Below are 16,225 nucleotides of genomic sequence, written 5' to 3'. Positions count from 1 at the left end.
GCGGACCTCCGGACGTCTGGTGGCCCGGAGGTCCGGTCGCGGGGACGGGCCCCGGACCTGACGACCGACGACCTGACTACGCGTCGACCAGATCGCGCCGCGCAGCGCGTCGCGCCCGGATGCGGCTGGTCACGGTGGCCGCGACCACGACCGCCAGCACGGCGTACAGCACGATCGGGATCGGCCCGGCCACCAGCACCGAGAAGTCCCCGTCCGCGCTCAGCGCCGCGTCCCGCAGGCTCGTCTCGGCGAGCGGACCGAGCACCATGCCGATGATGAGCGGCGCGAGGGGGATGTCGAGCGCCCGCATCAGGAAGCCGACGAGCCCGATGCCGAGCAGCATGAGCAGGTCGAACACCGAGCCGCTTGTCGCGTAGATGCCGAGCCCGCAGAAGACCGCGATCCCCGCGTACAGGTACGCCCGCGGGATGCGCAGCAGCTTCGCCCACAGCATCGCGAACGGCAGGTTGATGACGAGCAGCACCACCATCGCGATGAAGAACGACGCGAGCAGCGCCCAGACCAGGTCGGGGGAGCGGTCGAACAGCAGCGGTCCCGGCTGCAGGCCGTACTGGCGGAAGGCGGCGAGCATGATCGCCGCCGTGGCCGACACCGGCAGGCCGAGCGACAGCAGCGCGCCCATCGCCATGCCGGTCGTCGAGTTGCCCGCTGCCTCCGGCGCGGCCAGACCGCGGATCGCCCCGCGGCCGAACTGCGGGTCCTTCCGGCGGGCGTCGAGTCGCTTCTCGAGCCCGAACGCCAGGAAGGTCGGGATCTCGGACCCACCCGCGGGCACGACGCCGAAGGGCAACCCGATCGCGGTGCCGCGGAGCCAGGCGGGCGCCGCCTCGCGCAGCTCCCGCTTCGACAGCCACGGACGCCCGGTGGCCTGCACCATCCGACCGTCCTTCAGGTGCCGGGCGAGGCATGCGACGTAGATGACCTCGCCGAGTGCGAGCACCGCGACCGTCACCGTGACGAGCGAGATGCCGTCGAACAGCTCCGGGACGCCCATCGTGAAGCGCGGTGCGCCGGAGATGCCGTCGACGCCGATCACGGCGATGCCGAGGCCGAGACACAGCGACCCGAGGCCCTTCAGCGCGTCGTCGGTGACGACCGACGACGTCGTGACGAACGCGAACAGCGCGAGGGCGAAGAACTCGGCGGGTCCGAAGCTCGACGAGAAGGACGCCAACGCCGGTGCGAGGAAGACCACCAGCACGGACGCGATCATCCCGCCGACGAACGCGCCGATCGCCGCCGTCGCCAGCGCCTGGGCAGCGCGTCCGTTCAGCGCCATCTTGTGGCCCTCGAACGTCGACGCGATCGCCGAGGCCTGGCCCGGCGTGTTCATCAGGATGCCCATCGTGGAGTCGCCGAACAGGCCGCCGAAGTAGACGCCGGCGAACATGATGAACGCCGCCGTCGGGTCGAGGGAGAACGTCACCGGCAGCAGCAGCGCGACCGCCATCGAGGAACCGAGGCCGGGGAGCACGCCGACGGCGGTGCCGAGCAGGCACCCGACGACGACCCAGAGCAGGTTGGCGGGGCTGAGGGCACCGGCGAAGCCGTCCCCGAGCAGACCGAGCACGTCCACGTCAGAACTCCCATCCGACGATGCCCGAGGGCAGCGACAGGTCGAGCAGCATGTCGAAGGCGATGTAGCTGATCGCGCTCACCGTCAGTCCGACGACGAGCGGCCGCAGCCAACCGGGGGCGCCGAGTCCCTTCGCGACACCGAGGAACAGCAGCCCGGCACCGACGATCCAGCCGAGCACGCCGAGCAGCAGCGCGAACCCGGCGAAGGACAGCACGACCCAGGCCAGGGAGCGCCAGTCGACGCGGACCGAGCGCACCTCGACGGCGGGACCCGCCGTGTCGGCATCGGTGGCGACGACCGGCTCCGCTCCGACCCGTCGCCCGCGCGCGGTCCGGACGGACCGGACGACGAGCAGGGCGGCGAGCAGCAGGAGTGCAGCGGCGACGAGCCCGGGGAAGACCGCCGGCCCGGGGAACGCGGTGCCCGCGGGGACCTCCATCGTGACGATGCCGACGACGAGGTAGACCGCGAACGCGGTGAAGAGCGCCGGGGTGGTCAGCTCCCTGGCGACCGCGGCGACGCGGCCGGGGTCGGCCCGCAGCGTGAGCCGCTGCCCGACGACCGCGGAGGACGACGTGGGGTTGCTCGGACGGGTCATCGGCCCAGCTCCTCGTACAGTGCGGTGATGCGCTCGCGCTCGGCGTCGATGAACGCGTCGAGCTCGTCGCCGGTGATGATCCGTTCGGTCCAGTGGTAGCGCTCGACGGCATCGGCCCACTCGGGGGTGTCGAGCGTGTCCAGCACGATGTCGGTGAGCTTCGCCCGTTGCTCGTCGTCGAGCCCGCCGGGTGCCGCGACCTCGCGCCAGTTCGTCAGCGTCACGTCGTGTCCCTGCTCGACGGCCGTGGGGATGTCGATGCCGTCGACCGGTTCCGCGGCGACGAGCGCGAGTGCCCGCAGGCGGCCGGACTCGATCTGGTCGATGTTGTCCGGGTAGCCCCCGGAGGCCGCGGCGGCCGTGCCGTTCAGCAGCGCCTGGATGGCCTCGCCGCCGCCGTCCGACGGGATGTAGTTCGTCTGCTTCGGATCGATCCCGGCCGACACGGCGAGGTCCGTGACGACCAGCTGGTCGAACGAGCCGCCGCCCGTCCACGGCACCGAGCCGGGCCGCTCGCGCCACGCGGCGACGAGGTCGTCGAGCGTCTCGTACGGCGAGTCGGCGGGGACGACGATGACGTCGTACTCCTCGACGGTGACCGCGAGCGGCGTGACGTCGTCGTGGGTGACCGCCGAGCCGAACTGGATCTCGGCGGCGAGCAGTCCGGTGCCGCCGATGAGCAGCGTGTCCGTCTGCCCCGACAGCCGCGCCACGTTGCCGAGCGCGATGGTGCCACCGGCACCCGGCATGTTCACGACCTGGACCGAGTTCACGATGCCGTTCGCGCGCTGCGCCTGCTGCATGGACCGTGCGACGCCGTCCCAGCCGCCGCCGGCCGCCGCGGGCGCGACGAGCGTGACGGACCGGGTGGGGTCGCCGCCGGCCGCCGCCGACGTCACCGACCCGAACGCGGCGACCGCGATGGAGACCGCCGCGACGGCGGCCCCGACCACGCGGGCGACGGGACGAGGTGCACGAGGCCCGGCCGGCGTCGACGGTACCGACTGCCCGGGCCCCGACTCCCTGGACACTGACTGCTCTGTCATGGATGGCTCCCTCCTGCGCACGTCGTCGTGCCGCAGGTCGAGAAGTACGATGGCAGCCGCCGACCGGACGAGCACCCGGCGGCGGAGTTGTGCTCATTGACGCTCACGGCGTCGCGGCCGAAGGGGGACGCCACGGTGACCAGGGCACGTTCCGGGCGGCTGCGGCGCGCCGCCCGTCCCGGACGCCTGCGGCGCACCGCGGTGCTCGCGCTGCCGAGCGTGATCGTGCTCGCGGCGACGGGCGTCACGACCGGGGTCGCCGCGGTGGTGCAGGAGCGCAGCATCCGCACGTCCGTCGTCGAGCAGGTCTCGGGCGTCGCCTCGAGCCTGGCCGACCTGCCCGAGGTGCGGGACGCGGTGGCGTCGGTCGTCGACCAGGGCGCTCCCGGCGCGCTCGCCGACGCCGAGGACCTCGCCCTGGCGACCGCGGCGCTCCAGCCGATCGCGACGCTCGTCGAGGGCGCGTCCGGCGTCTCGTACGCCGTGGTCACCGACGACGAGGGCGTGCGCATCACCCACCCGGACCCCGCGGAACGTGGCCAGCCCGTCGAGACGACCATCGCGCCCGTGCTCCGGGGTGCGGAGTTCGTCGGCACCGAGACCGGCCCGTCCGGCGAGACCCTGCGCGCGAAGGTACCGGTCGTCGCCGCGGACGGCGAGGTCGTCGGCGCCGTGGCGGTCGGCGTGCTCGAGTCGACCATCGCGGCCGACCGGGAACGCGCTCTCGGCACCCTGCTGCCGTGGAGCACCGGCGCCCTGGTCGCGGCGACCCTGGCGAGCGTGCTGCTGTCGCTCGTCATCGCCCGTCGGCTGCGCCGAGCGGACGCGGTCGACGCGGAGAGCCGGCAGGTGCGGTGGACGACCGAGGCGCTGCGCGAACAGGCCCACGAGTTCGGCACACGACTGCACGTGGTCCGCGGGCTCGTCGAGCAGGGGGACGACGAGGACGCGATGGCCTACATCGACGCCGTGGCACCCGGGCTGACGAGCGGCGGCGGCGCCGGTTCGCCGCGCCGCGGTGCCGTCGCGACGGCCTCCGTCGCCGCGGTGCGCTCCGAGCTCGCCGTGGCCGGCGCCACGCTCGACCTGCGGGTCGCCGAGGACGTCGTGCTCGACGACGCCGTGCTGCTCGTCCTGACCAACCTCTGCCGGAACGCCGCCGAGGCCGGTGCGGGCACGGTCGTCGCCACCGTCGGCGCACGGGACGGCCGCGTCACGGTCACGGTCGAGGACGACGGACCGGGCATCGACCCGGCCGACGCCCACCGTGTGCTGTCCCGCGGGTGGTCGTCGAAGTCCGACGAGACCGGCCTCGGCCGCGGCATCGGGCTGGCGGTCGTCCGACGCACGGCCACCGACCGGGACGGGTCGGTGGTCGTCGGCCGTTCGGCGGCGCTCGGAGGGGCCCGTCTCGACGTCGAGATGGCGGCGGGGTCGTGACCGCGTCCGGAGCCCCGCCGCTGCGCGTGCTCGTGGTCGACGACGACGCCGGTGCCCGCGCGCTGCACACCCGGTGGGTCGCCGCGACCGAGGGCTTCACGGTCGTCGGCGCGGTCGCCTCCGGCGGTGCCGCCCTGGCCTCCGTGGACCGCGGGGTCGACCTCGTGCTCCTGGACATGCGGCTGCCCGACATCAGCGGGATCGAGGTGCTGCACCGCATGCACGTCGCCGGCGTCGACCGGACGGACGTGCTCGTCGTCAGCTCGTCCCGCGACCAGGTCACCGTCCGGCAGGCACTCGCGGCGCACCCCGTCGGCTACCTGCTCAAGCCGTTCGACCGCCAGGCGCTGCAGGACCGACTGCACGCGTACGCCGCGGAGCGTCGGTCGCGCGACACCGCGCAGCGCGACGTGCCGATGGGGCAGGGCGACGTCGACCGGCTGCTCACGACCGGTTCGGTCCGCGTGGTCGGGCCGGCCCACGGCGCGACGCACGCCGCGCAGGACGGTTTGCCGAAGGGCGTCAGCGCCACCACGCTCGAACGGATCGTCGCGGCACTCGACCCGGTGGTGGGCCGCTCGGCGGACGAGGTCGCGGCGACGACGGGGACGTCGCGCGCCACCGCTCGGCGCTACCTCGACCACCTCGTCGCGACGGGCGCGATCGACCTCGCGCACCGGTACGGTCGCCGCGGTCGCCCCCAGGTGCTCTACCGCCTGACCCCGGCGCCCTGAGACGACCGCCCGCGCAGGGTCCTCAGGACCGGACGTACCGGTGCACGTGCGCGACGTAGTCGACGGGGATCGTCGGACGCCCCGCCGTCTCCGGGTCCTCGTCGACCACCCGGCGGACGGCGTCGAGCACCGCCCGCCGCTCGTCCTCCGGCAGGACGATGACGTAGCTGCGCGAGGCGATCGCGTCGAGGAACGCCCCGCGGTCCTGCTCGTGCGTCCACCGCACGGTCTCGTGCACGCCCGCGTCGAAGGGCGGCCCGACGAGCGGCTGCACCTGCTGCCCCGTGCGCGCCTCCGGCTGCGCGACGATCGCGCCGACCCGGGCGGCCCACGGACGCGTCTCGTCGCGGACGTTCCAGACGAGCCCGAGGGTCCCGCCCGGTCGCAGCACCCGCCAGGCCTCGGCAGCGCCCGCCGCTCGGTCGACCCAGTGCCAGGACTGCGCGAACGTCACGACGTCCGCGGCGCCGTCCGGCAGCGGGACCGCCTCGCCGGTACCGTCGAGCGCGCGGACGGTCGGCAGCAGGTCGGCCAGTCGGGCGCGCATGGCCGGGTCCGGTTCGACCGCCACGACCTCGGCCGCGCGGCCGAGCAGGGACCGCGTGAACTTGCCGGTCCCCGCGCCGACGTCGACCACGAGCGCCGTCCCGTCCGGCACCAGCGCCGCCGCGACGGCGTCCGGGTACCCCGGGCGGCCGCGCTCGTAGGCGTCGACGGCGGATCCGAAGGAGCGGGCGAAGCGGTCGTCGGTCACGGACCCAGCCTGGTCCGTCCGGCCGCCGCCGTCGATGCGAGACGCCACAGGACCGGCTCACGCGGGTGCGTGGCGACGGACGGGAGGATCGTGGCGGGGCCCGCCACGATCCTCCCGGCCGGTGGTGGGTGCGCCGGGCTCAGGCCGGGTGGCGGGCGGTCCACTCGCGGAACGGGGCCGTCGGGTCGTCGACCCGTCCCTGCTCCATCCGCAGGGTGCGGTCCTCCACGGGCTTCGCGTACTCGTCGTAGAACGTGGCGAGCGTCATCAGGCGGTTGCCGTCCTCGTAGTGCTCGCCCTCCTGCTCACGGGTCGCGGCGAAGACGACGCGGTCCGGCTGCGCGTAGTAGAGCGCGCCGAGGCACATCGGGCACGGGGACGCCGTGACGAAGACCTCGTACCCGGTCAGGTCGGTGATCCCCCGCTCCGCTGCCGCCCGGATCGCGCGGATCTCGGCGTGCGCCGTGGGGTCGCCGGTCTGCGCGACGTGGTTCACCGCCTCGACGACGACCTCGCCGCCCCGGACGATCAGGCAGGCGAACGGCTTGCCGCCGTCCCGGACGTTGTCGAGGGCACGGGAGACCGCCAGGGCGGTGAGGTCGTCGTCGTTCATGCCGACCACGGTGCTCCCGACGGGTGTGCGACCGGGGGACGGGCCGGTCAGGCGAGCCAGGATGGGTCGGCGAAGAGCTCCTCGACCTCGGTGACGAAGCGTGAGGCGTGGAAGCCGTCCACCGCCGAATGGTTGATCCGGAGCGCCAGGGGCATGACCGTCCGCCCGTCGACCTGCCGGTACCGCCCGAGCGTGATCACGGGCGCCAGGTGGTCCTCGGCGCCGGTGAGGTGCAGCGCGAACCCGGTGAAGGACGTCCGGGGGAGCGTCGAGACGTCGAAGGTGTCCGTGCGCTCCGAACCCTGCGGGAACATCCGGTGGTCGTCGCGGTACCGCTCCGTCGTCGCGACCACGGCGTCGTGGAACGTCCGGGCGTCCGGGTCGTACTCGACCACGAGCACCGAGAAGGTCTCGGTGTCGGGGTGGAACACCGTGAAGGTCGGGTGCACCACGTCCCACACCGCCGGGTGGCCGTCCTCGGTGAGCTGCATGCGGAACTCCTCGTGGCGGTTCACGACCGTCGCGAGCACCCAGATCTGGGACGGGTACGTCTTCGCCCCCGCCGTCCGGGCGGCCTCGACGAAGGCCGTGACGTCGACGTCGACGGTGAGCTCCCAGGCGCACGGCTCTCGCCGGTAGTGCGCGAAGTGCTCCCGACGGGGCCACGTCTCGAGGTCGATCGGTCGGAGTTCGCTCATCCGGTCAGTCTCGTACCCCGGGCTGCCGACGAGCGTGCACCCGGCCGCGGTTCACTGCGAGGATGACCGAGACGCCGTTCTCGCCCGCGCTGGCGACCTTCTTCCGCGGGCTCGCCGCACACAACGAGAAGTCCTGGTTCGAGGACCACCGCGACGACTGGGAGCGGCACGTCCGCGACCCGATGGACGCGCTGCTGCACGAGGCCGAACGGCGGTACGGGCCCGGCCGGGTGCTCCGCCAGCACCGCGACCTGCGCTTCACGCCGGACAAGCGGCCGTACCGCGAGGACACCGGCCTGACCGCGGGCGGGATGTACCTCAGCGCCGGAGCCGACGGGCTCCAGGTCGGCGGCGGCCTCTACGAGCCGTCGCGGGCGCAGCTGCACGCGGCGCGGACGACCATCGACGAGCACCCGCAGGCCGCCGCCGCCCTGCAGCGGGAGCTCGACGACCTGACCGACGCCGGGTACGAGCTCGCCGGGCCGCCGCTGAAGACCGCCCCGCGCGGGTTCGACGCCGACCACCCGCGGATCGACCTGCTCCGGATGCAGCACTACGCCGCGCTCGTGCACCTGCCGCTCGACAGCTCGCTCGACGCGATCGTCGCCGCGTGGGACCGGGTGCAGCCGCTCGTGCGGTGGACGGTGAAGTGGGCGCGGGCCGACGACCCCCAGGCCGCGGACGACCCGGCGCCGCCCGTGCCGGGGGCACGGTCGGTCCACGAGCGCGCCTGAGCACTCCGCGGTGCGGCGAGCACTCCGGGCGCTCGCCTGTCAGGATGGGCCCGGGGTGAGGGGGACAACGTGGGGACTGACGATCCGGTCGTCGGGCGGGCGGGAGCCGTCGGGCTCGCCGTGGCGCTGCCGGTCCTGCTCGTCGTGAGCTGGCTCGTTCAGCTCGGCGTGCTGCTGCAGGCCTCGTTCGGGGCGGACGACACCCGACCGGGACCAGGCGGTGTCCTCGCGGGGTTGCTCGTCGGGACGTTGCTCGCGGTCGGGGTGCCGGTCGTGGTCATCGTCGTGTACGTCCTGAAGCGCCGGCGGCAGCCGCGGACCTCACTCGCCGCGGTGATCTCGGCGATCGTCGTGCTCGTCGTCGCGGTCCCGCTGAACACGCTCGGGATCGCCGGGCAGGTCGGGACGGTCGCCGAGGACGCCCGGGTCCGCGCGCAGCCGGCGACCGCGGCCGAGCGTCACTTCGCGCACAGCGAGGGCGGCGCCGAGGCCGCGCTGAACCGGATCGGCGACCGCACCGTGGAGATGCTCGGCTCCCGGCGGTCCGAGGGCTTCCGGTCCGACGGCTCCCCGAAGGGCGGCGCGTACTCGGAACCGTGCCTGCTCGACAACCGGCACGAGGGCCTGGAGTGGGAGTACTGGTTCATCGCAGCCGAACTCCACGACGCCTCGGGCGCCGACCTGCTGCCCGAGGGGGCCTCGACCGTGCCGGGCGGCGCGACCGACCTGGCGGCGGTCCGAGCAGCATGGCAGGCCGAGGGCATCGGTGCGGAGCGCAGTGCCGTCGGTTCGGAGGAGCAGTACGAGCCGCGGGCGGACTGGCTCGCGTCGTCGTCCTACGCGCGCCCGGGGCCGACGGTGGTGCTCAGGACGATCTGCCTGGAGCGCTGACGGCCGCGCGTGCGGGTGTGGACCTCCGACGCCGTCGGGGGAGGACTCCCTACGGTGGGGGCATGCCGACGCTCGACCGTTCCCCTGCCCTCGTCGCCACCGGGTTCCTGGCGATCCCCGTCGCCCAGGCCCTCGTCGGGCTGCCGAGCGACCTGCTCGCGCGGATCGAGGCGGCACCGATCGACCCCGAGCTCGCGGACACGGCGGCGTTCTCCGAGGCGTACGGGTACCCGCTCGACGGCGGCGCGAACTGCATCGTCGTGGCGGGCCGGCGCGGGGACGAGACCCGGTACGCGGCGTGCGTCGTGCTCGCGTCGACGAAGCTCGACGTCAACCGCGTGGTGAAGCGACTGCTCGACGTGCGCAAGGCGAGCTTCGCGCCGATGGACCAGGCGGTCGAGCTGACCGGGATGGAGTACGGCGGGATCACCCCCATCGGGCTCCCGGCCGACTGGCCGGTGTACGTGGACGCGCGGGTGCTCGACGCACCCGAGGTCGTCGTGGGCGCCGGTCTCCGCGGCGCGAAGGTGTTCCTGCCCGGGGTCGTCCTGGCAGCCCTGCCGAACGTCACGGTCGTCGAGGGGCTCGCGACCGAGCCGCCGCCGAGCAGCTCGGCGTAGAAGGGCGCGAGCACGCGGGGGTCGGAGCAGTCCAGGACGACGACGTCGAGTGTGCCGATCATGCGGCGCACGCTGGCCCCGTCAGCGGGCGGCGGCCAGGGCCTTCGTGATGCGCTGCAGCGAGACCGTCTCGGCCGTCCCGAGCTCCTGCGCGAACAGGCTGAGCCGGAACTCCTCGAGCATCCACCGCGCGTGGACGAGCTCCGGGTGCGCGCCGATCGACGGCGGGAAGGTCCCGCCGGCGTCGGTGTAGCGGTCCGTCGCGACGGACACCTCGCGCATCCAGCCGGCGTCACGGCCGGGGTTCTGCAGGAGCTTCTGCACGCGGGCGTCGATGCCCTGCAGGTACACGCGGATGCGCCGGAGGCGGTCGAGGCCGGCGACGCTGACGAAGCCCGGGAACACCAGGCGTTCCGACTGCTGGCGCATGTCGCTGAGCGCCGGCAGGAGCGCCATGGCGTTCGCCTGCTTGAGGGCCTTGTCGGCAGCGCGCTGCGCGGTGAGGACCGCGGCGACCTCGGACACCGCCGTGAACATCGTGTCGACGACCGTCGCGGACACGGCGTCCCGCACGGCCTCGAACTCGGCCTTCGTGAAGATCAGTCCGTCCGGGTGCGCTCGACGGATGCCCGCGTCGACGACCGCGGCGAGCACGTCGTCGAAGAGCGCCGCGGTGGAGGGGTACGGGCTCGCGGCGAGCGCGAGCTTCTCCTGCGCGGTGAGGTGCGACTGCACGTACGACACGGGTGACGGCACCGCGTGCATCACCAGACGCCGGACACCGGCCGGCATCCGGACGGCCCGGTCGCCCGGGGTCGCGAGCAGCTCGACGCCGACCGTCGCCTTCGGCCCGTCGCCCTCCTCGACCAGGGACGGGTAGGCGCGGATCACCCCGCCGGCCTGCTTCGTGTCGAGCACCTGCGGCAGGTCCTGCGGCGGCCACGCCGTCATGCCGGACCGCTCCAGCTGCACACCGGAGGACGCCCCGGCGACGCGCGCCGCGCCTCCAGGCCGGGACGCGGCCTTCGCCGTGGCGGACGCGACGCTCTGCCGGGTCCGGTCCTTGAGCTTGGTCTGCAGGGCCGACAGGTCCTTGCCGGACTCGACCCGCCGACCGCGCTCGTCGACGACGGCCCAGGTCGGGAGCAGGTGCGCCGGGACCCGCGCGAGGTCGAAGTCGGACTCGTCGACGGTGACGTAGGTCATCCGCTGGATCGCCTTGGCGAGCGTCGCGCGGAAGGACTCGGTCGGCTCCGTCGGGGCGTCGTCCGGCAGCTCCGCAACGATTTTCTCGGCCCAGTCCGCCGCGGGCACGACGTTCTTGCGGATCTGCTTCGGCAGCGACTTGATGAGCGCCGTGACGAGCTCCTTCCGGAGGCCGCGCACCTGCCAGTCGAAGCCTTCCTCGCGCATCCGGGGGAGCAGCGCGAGCGGCACCTGCACGCTCACGCCGTCGTCCTGCGCGCCGGGCTCGAAGCGGTACTTGATCGCGAGGCGCTGGTCGCCCGAGCGCCACTGCGTCGGGTACTCCTGCTGGTCCTGGGCGGCCTCGGCCGCGTCCTCGTCGAGCAGGTCCGACCGGCGCATCGTGAGGAGGTCCGGCTGGTCGCGCCGCGCCTGGCGCCACCACCCCTCGAAGTCGCGCGTCGTGGCGACGTCCGCGGGGATGCGGGCGTCGTAGAAGTCGTACACGCGCTCGTCGTCGAACAGGATGTCCCGCCGACGGGTGCGTTCCTCGAGCTGTTCGAGCTCGCGGCGGAGCTTCCGGTTGTCGCGGTCGAAGGCCTGCTGGGCGTCCCACTCGCCCTCGACCAGGGCGTGCCGGATGAACAGCTCGCGCGAGTGCTCCGGGTCGACGCGCTTGTACTGAACGCGACGCCGCTGCACCACGGGGACGCCGAACAGGGTCACCCGCTCGTACGCGACGGCGGCGCCCTGCTTCTTCTCCCAGTGCGGTTCACCGTGGGTGCGCTTCAACAGGTCCCCCGCCAGCGGCTCGACCCACGCGGGGTCGATCCGCCCGACGGTCCGGGCGAACAGGCGACTCGTCTCGACGAGCTCGGCGGCCATCACGGCGTCGGGCTGCTTCTTCGCGAGGACACTGCCGGGGAACACCACGAAGCGGGTGTTGCGGGAGCCGAGGTAGTCGCGCTTCTCCTTGTCGCGCAGGCCGATCTGGCTGAGGAGCCCGGCGAGCAACGACCGGTGCACCGCGTCGCCGTCCTCGCTGCGGGACTGCCCGACGCGGACGTCGACCTGCTTCGCCGCGCGGGCCAGCTGGCGGTACAGGTCCTGCCATTCGCGGATGCGCAGGTAGTTGAGGAACTCGGCCTTGCAGAGCCGCCGGAACGCGCTCGACGACATGGCTTCCTGCTGGTCCTCGATGTGGTTCCAGAGGTTGAGCAGGGTGAGGAAGTCGCTTGTCGGGTCGGCGAACCGCGCGTGCAGCTGGTCGGCGTGCGCGCGCTTCTCGAGCGGACGCTCGCGGGGGTCCTGGATGCTCAGGGCGCTGACGATCGCGATGACCTCGCGCCCGACGCCCTGCCGGCCCGCCTCGAGGACCATCCGGCCGAGCCGCGGGTCGATCGGGAGCCGGGTCAGCTGCCGCCCGGTCTTCGTGATGCGCCCGTCGCCGTCCACGGCCCGGAGCTCGCGGAGCAGGTCGAGCCCGTCCTTCACACCACGGGAGTCCGGCGGCTGCAGGAAGGGGAACGACTCGATGTCACCGAAGCCGAGCGAGATCATCTGCAGGATCACGGCTGCGAGGTTCGTGCGGAGGATCTCGGGGTCGGTGAACTCCGGGCGACGGTCGAAGTCGGGCTCGGAGTACAGCCGGATCGCGATGCCGGCGCTCGTCCGGCCGGCACGACCCGAGCGCTGGTTCGCGCTGGCCTGCGAGATCGCCTCGATCGGGAGCCGCTGCACCTTGGCGCGCGGGGAGTACCGGGAGATGCGCGCGGTGCCGGTGTCGACGACGTACTTGATGCCCGGCACCGTGAGGCTCGTCTCCGCCACGTTCGTCGCGAGGACCACGCGGCGGCGGATGCCCGGGGTGCTCCGCCGTTCGAAGACGCGGTGCTGGTCGGCTGCGGACAGCCGGCCGTACAGGGGCAGGACCTCGGTGCCCGGGTACTTCCGCCCCTCGATCGCGTCCTGCGCGTCGCGGATCTCGTTCTCGCCGGACAGGAACACGAGGACGTCGCCCGGGTCCTCCTGCGCCAGCTCGTCGAGCGCGTCGGTGATGCCCTGCAGGACGTCGCGGTCGTCCGCGCCCGCACCGCCGCGGCTGCCGCTGTCGTCGGTCCGCGGGTCGGTGTCGTCGTTTCGCGCGTCGGTGTCGTCGTCCGCGTCGGTGGCGTCGTCCGCCACGAGCGGGCGGTAGCGGACCTCGACCGGGTACGTCCGCCCGGACACCTCGATGATGGGCGCGCCGCCGAAGTGCTGCGAGAACGACTCCGGGTCGATCGTCGCCGACGTGATGACGACCTTCAGGTCGGGACGTCGGGGCAGCAGTCGCTTGAGGTAGCCGAGCAGGAAGTCGATCGTCAGCGAGCGCTCGTGCGCCTCGTCGATGATGATCGTGTCGTAGCGCTTCAGGTCGCGGTCGAAGTGGATCTCGTTGAGCAGGATCCCGTCGGTCATCAGCTTGATGCGGGTGTTCGCCGACACCTTGTCGGTGAAGCGCACCTGGTAGCCGACCAGGTCGCCGAGCTCGCCGCCGAGTTCCTCGGACACGCGCTCGGCGATCGTCCGCGCCGCGATCCGACGGGGCTGCGTGTGACCGATCGACTCGCGCCCGAGCTCCAGGCAGATCTTCGGCAGCTGCGTCGTCTTGCCGGAACCCGTGGCGCCCGCGACGATGACGACCTGGTGGTCGCGGATCGCGGCGGCGATGTCGTCCCGCCGCTGCGAGACGGGCAGTTCCGGCGGGTACGTGATGACGGGTGCGGCAGACATGAGCCTTCCAGGATAGCGGGCCGTCAGGCTCCGGTCAGTCGGCGCCGTCGGGTCCCGGTCAGCCGGGGCCGTCGGGCCTCGGTCAGCCGGTCGCTCCGGCGGCCAGTTGCGCGGCGAGGTCCGTCGCGGAGCGTGCCGGCAGGCCGCACACCCGGTCGTGGCAGACGTACGCCGCGGCACCCGGCAGGTCGCGGCCCGCGAACAGTTCGAAGCCCGCCGCCGTCCAGGCAGCGGCCTGCTCCCCGGTCACCGTGGCGACCACGGTGCCCGGCCGCCGCGCGGCGAGGGCGGCCGCGCGCATCGGAGAGTCGACCGGGGCCACGACGACGACCTCACGCGACGGGCGCTGGAGCGCGAGCGCGACGCCGAGCGCGTCCGCGTGCCCCAGCGGACGCTCCGTGCCGGTGTGTGCCCGGTCCGCGACCAGGACCGCGGCGGCCTCGCGGTACCCGGCGTCGCCGGTCAGCGCCGCGAGCACGGCCGCCGCAGCGGCGAGTGCCACCGTGCCCGACCGCAGCGCCGTCTGCGGCTGTTCCCCCGTCACGGTCCCGGCCGCGGCGAGCACCGGGTCGACGGCGAAGCGTCCCGCGAGGCCGTCGTCCACCAGGGAGCGTGCGACCTGGGCGAACGCGACGTCGCCGGTGACCAGGGCGAGCTCGAGCAGCCCCTCGGCCAGGAGCCCCACGTCCTCGATCGTCGGCGGCGCACTCGAGGCTCCCCGCGGGGTGCTCGAGCGGACCGTGACGTGTCCGTCGCGCACGTGCCCGGCGACGATCGCGTCCGCGGCGCCGCGGGCGAGCGCGATCATCTCGGCGTCACCGCGCCGTGCGCCGGCGATCGCCAGGCCGCGGATCGCCAGGCCGTTCCACCCGGTGAGCACCTGGTCGTCGAGCGGCGGCGGGTCGAATCGTCCGCGCTCGTCGAGGGGCAGCCGGTACCACGCGCCCTCGACCCGCTGGCCGTCCATCGTGGACTCGCTGTCCTGCGCCGCCACGAACGCGCCGTCGTCGCGCCGCAGGGTGTCGCGCAGGAAGTCCGTGATGCCTCGGGCTTGGCCCTGCTCGGCGACGGCGAGCAGCCCGGCGTTGTCGTACAGCATCCGCTCGTAGTGCGGCACGCTCCAGTCGCGCTTGGTCGCGTACCGGAAGACGCCGCCGTCGGCGTCGGTCAGCTCGGCGTCCCGGACCGCGCGCAGGCTGCGGTCCAGGAGCGCGGCAGCGTCGTCGTCGCCGTCGGCCGCGACGTCGCCGAGGAACTCGAGGAGGGGTGCGCTGGGGAACTTCGGTGCGCCCCCGAAGCCGCCGTACGTCGCGTCCTCGGCCGTCGCCAGCTGTCCGGTCACCGAGCGGATCGCGTCGACGGACGGGAGGCGCGGCTCGCCCTGGTCGCTCGCGGCACCCCCCTGGGCGGCCGCGTCCGCCTCGGCGCCCTGCCGGATCGCCGCCGCGATGGCGGTCGCGTTCGCGTCGACCTCGGACCGCCGCTCCCGCCACGCGTCGAGCACCGCGGCCAGGACCTGCCGGAAGGAGCCGACCTGCCCGACCGGGACCGGCGGGTAGTAGGTCCCGGCGAAGAACACCCGGCCCTCGGGTGTCGCGAACACCGTCAGGGGCCAGCCCAGCTGCTGGGTGAACGCGCTCGCGGCGGCCATCAGGCTCGCGTCGACGTCCGGCCGTTCCTCGCGGTCGACCTTCACGGCGACGAAGTCCCGGCGCAGGAGCTCGCCGATCTCCGGGTCGGAGAAGCTCTCCCGCGCCATCACGTGGCACCAGTGGCACGTCGCGTACCCGACCGACACCAGCACCGGGACGTCCCGCTCCCGTGCCTCGGCGAAGGCGTCCGGGCCCCACTCGCGCCAGTCCACCGGGTTCGCGGCGTGCTGCCGCAGGTAGGGGCTGACCGCGGTGCCGAGTCGGTTGTCGCTCATGGGTCCAGCCTGCCCCGGCGCCGCTGGGCGCACCGGGCGGGGCGGGTGGTCTGTGGACGAGCGGCGCCGTGCACAGCTGCGGTCACACGAGCCAGCCGGTCAGGGTGGCGAGTCGACGCGCGACCTGCTGCGGGGTCAGGTCGTCGGTGTCCACCCGGGTGACGCCGTCCGCGGTGGCCGCGTCGAGCCTCCCGGCCGTCGCCGTGCTGTGTGCGAGCTGCGCCTCGGGGACCCGGCCACCTGCCCGTCGGGCGAGGCGACCGGCCGTGGTGTCGTCGGCGGCGCGCAGCAGGACGGCCGTGACCACCGGGTCGTCCCCCATCGCGGCGGCCAGGGCCGGCCACTCGAGGACGGACACCGTGTTCGTGAACACGAGCCGGTGGTGCCCGAGTTCCCGGTACGCCGCCCAGAGTGCCGCGAGGTTCCGTTCCGCGAGACGCGCCTCGGGGTGCTCGACGTGCGGCGCGGGGTGCGCGAGGTCGAGGAAGTCGCCCTCGACGACCGCGTGCCGGACGTCCGCGGCGACCAGCAGGTCGTGCAGTGCCTCGGCCGCGGTGGTCTTCCCGACGCCCGAGCGGCCGCCGACGAAGAGCACCTCGGACCGCGGCACCGG

Annotated in this window: 14 protein-coding genes; 5 read left to right on the top strand and 9 right to left on the bottom strand. The window is 73.8% G+C overall.

The window, feature by feature from the left end; genetic code table 11:
• Positions 1-76 precede the first annotated feature (76 nt).
• The 3 genes from LQK89_RS13160 to LQK89_RS13150 are packed head-to-tail and all read right to left on the bottom strand — an operon-like array spanning position 77 to position 3,244.
• Entirely contained in the window at positions 77-1,597 is a 1,521-nt protein-coding gene (locus tag LQK89_RS13160) for a tripartite tricarboxylate transporter permease (RefSeq protein WP_231049369.1), read from the bottom strand.
• 1 nt (position 1,598) lies between these two features.
• On the bottom strand, positions 1,599-2,198 hold the full coding sequence (locus tag LQK89_RS13155) for a tripartite tricarboxylate transporter TctB family protein (RefSeq protein WP_144804938.1): 600 nt from the start codon (positions 2,196-2,198) through the stop codon (positions 1,599-1,601).
• Entirely contained in the window at positions 2,195-3,244 is a 1,050-nt protein-coding gene (locus LQK89_RS13150) for a tripartite tricarboxylate transporter substrate binding protein (protein ID WP_442874048.1), read from the bottom strand. Before LQK89_RS13150 ends, LQK89_RS13155 begins: the two co-directional genes overlap by 4 nt.
• Positions 3,245-3,379: 135 nt before the next feature.
• Between LQK89_RS13150 and LQK89_RS13145 the strand changes: the two genes are divergently transcribed.
• Both LQK89_RS13145 and LQK89_RS13140 read left to right on the top strand, forming a co-directional pair.
• Positions 3,380-4,684 (top strand): ATP-binding protein, encoded by a 1,305-nt coding sequence (locus LQK89_RS13145; RefSeq protein WP_231049367.1) that lies wholly within the window; start codon positions 3,380-3,382, stop codon positions 4,682-4,684.
• Complete coding sequence (locus LQK89_RS13140; RefSeq protein WP_174777624.1) at positions 4,681-5,418, top strand: response regulator; 738 nt, start codon at positions 4,681-4,683, stop codon at positions 5,416-5,418. The genes LQK89_RS13145 and LQK89_RS13140 overlap by 4 nt, the downstream gene beginning before the upstream one ends.
• A 22-nt stretch (positions 5,419-5,440) precedes the next feature.
• On the opposite strand, the gene LQK89_RS13135 is transcribed toward LQK89_RS13140, so the two are convergent.
• The 3 genes from LQK89_RS13135 to LQK89_RS13125 form a co-directional block, all read right to left on the bottom strand.
• Entirely contained in the window at positions 5,441-6,172 is a 732-nt protein-coding gene (locus tag LQK89_RS13135; protein WP_231049366.1) for a class I SAM-dependent methyltransferase, read from the bottom strand.
• Between the two features lie 139 nt (positions 6,173-6,311).
• Complete coding sequence (locus tag LQK89_RS13130) at positions 6,312-6,785, bottom strand: nucleoside deaminase (RefSeq protein WP_231049365.1); 474 nt, start codon at positions 6,783-6,785, stop codon at positions 6,312-6,314.
• A gap of 47 nt (positions 6,786-6,832) precedes the next feature.
• Positions 6,833-7,483 carry a CatA-like O-acetyltransferase gene (locus tag LQK89_RS13125; protein ID WP_231049364.1) on the bottom strand — a complete coding sequence of 217 codons (651 nt, stop codon included), beginning with the start codon at positions 7,481-7,483 and terminating at the stop codon, positions 6,833-6,835.
• A gap of 62 nt (positions 7,484-7,545) precedes the next feature.
• Here LQK89_RS13125 and LQK89_RS13120 point away from each other — a divergent pair, with 62 nt between their 5' ends.
• From LQK89_RS13120 to LQK89_RS13110, 3 genes are all read left to right on the top strand, one after another.
• Positions 7,546-8,217, top strand: coding sequence for a DUF2461 domain-containing protein (locus LQK89_RS13120; protein ID WP_231049363.1), 672 nt, complete (start codon positions 7,546-7,548; stop codon positions 8,215-8,217).
• Between the two features lie 69 nt (positions 8,218-8,286).
• Positions 8,287-9,108, top strand: coding sequence for a hypothetical protein (locus tag LQK89_RS13115; protein ID WP_231049362.1), 822 nt, complete (start codon positions 8,287-8,289; stop codon positions 9,106-9,108).
• 62 nt (positions 9,109-9,170) lie between these two features.
• Entirely contained in the window at positions 9,171-9,728 is a 558-nt protein-coding gene (locus tag LQK89_RS13110; RefSeq protein ID WP_231049361.1) for a YbaK/EbsC family protein, read from the top strand.
• A gap of 81 nt (positions 9,729-9,809) precedes the next feature.
• On the opposite strand, the gene hrpA is transcribed toward LQK89_RS13110, so the two are convergent.
• The 3 genes from hrpA to LQK89_RS13095 all read right to left on the bottom strand — a co-directional run bounded on the left by hrpA (position 9,810) and on the right by LQK89_RS13095 (position 16,222).
• Entirely contained in the window at positions 9,810-13,685 is a 3,876-nt protein-coding gene (hrpA, locus tag LQK89_RS13105) for an ATP-dependent RNA helicase HrpA (RefSeq protein WP_231049360.1), read from the bottom strand.
• 82 nt (positions 13,686-13,767) lie between these two features.
• Positions 13,768-15,612 (bottom strand): thioredoxin domain-containing protein, encoded by a 1,845-nt coding sequence (locus LQK89_RS13100; RefSeq protein ID WP_231049359.1) that lies wholly within the window; start codon positions 15,610-15,612, stop codon positions 13,768-13,770.
• An 82-nt stretch (positions 15,613-15,694) separates the two neighbouring features.
• Positions 15,695-16,222 (bottom strand): AAA family ATPase, encoded by a 528-nt coding sequence (locus LQK89_RS13095; RefSeq protein WP_231049358.1) that lies wholly within the window; start codon positions 16,220-16,222, stop codon positions 15,695-15,697.
• Between the last annotated feature and the right edge of the window lie 3 nt (positions 16,223-16,225).

Origin of the sequence: Curtobacterium sp. C1 (assembly GCF_021049325.1) — a bacterium.
GTDB classification, from domain to species: domain Bacteria; phylum Actinomycetota; class Actinomycetes; order Actinomycetales; family Microbacteriaceae; genus Curtobacterium; species Curtobacterium citreum.
This window is presented reverse-complemented; position numbering and strand designations above follow the sequence as displayed.

Coding starts and splice junctions, on each gene's coding strand:
- LQK89_RS13155 (WP_144804938.1), bottom strand. CDS start 2,198: ATGACCCGTCCGAGCAACCCCACGTCGTCCTCCGCGGTCGTCGGGCAG.
- LQK89_RS13150 (WP_442874048.1), bottom strand. CDS start 3,244: ATGACAGAGCAGTCAGTGTCCAGGGAGTCGGGGCCCGGGCAGTCGGTA.
- LQK89_RS13130 (WP_231049365.1), bottom strand. CDS start 6,785: ATGAACGACGACGACCTCACCGCCCTGGCGGTCTCCCGTGCCCTCGAC.
- LQK89_RS13125 (WP_231049364.1), bottom strand. CDS start 7,483: ATGAGCGAACTCCGACCGATCGACCTCGAGACGTGGCCCCGTCGGGAG.
- LQK89_RS13120 (WP_231049363.1), top strand. CDS start 7,546: ATGACCGAGACGCCGTTCTCGCCCGCGCTGGCGACCTTCTTCCGCGGG.
- LQK89_RS13110 (WP_231049361.1), top strand. CDS start 9,171: ATGCCGACGCTCGACCGTTCCCCTGCCCTCGTCGCCACCGGGTTCCTG.
- hrpA (WP_231049360.1), bottom strand. CDS start 13,685: ATGTCTGCCGCACCCGTCATCACGTACCCGCCGGAACTGCCCGTCTCG.
- LQK89_RS13100 (WP_231049359.1), bottom strand. CDS start 15,612: ATGAGCGACAACCGACTCGGCACCGCGGTCAGCCCCTACCTGCGGCAG.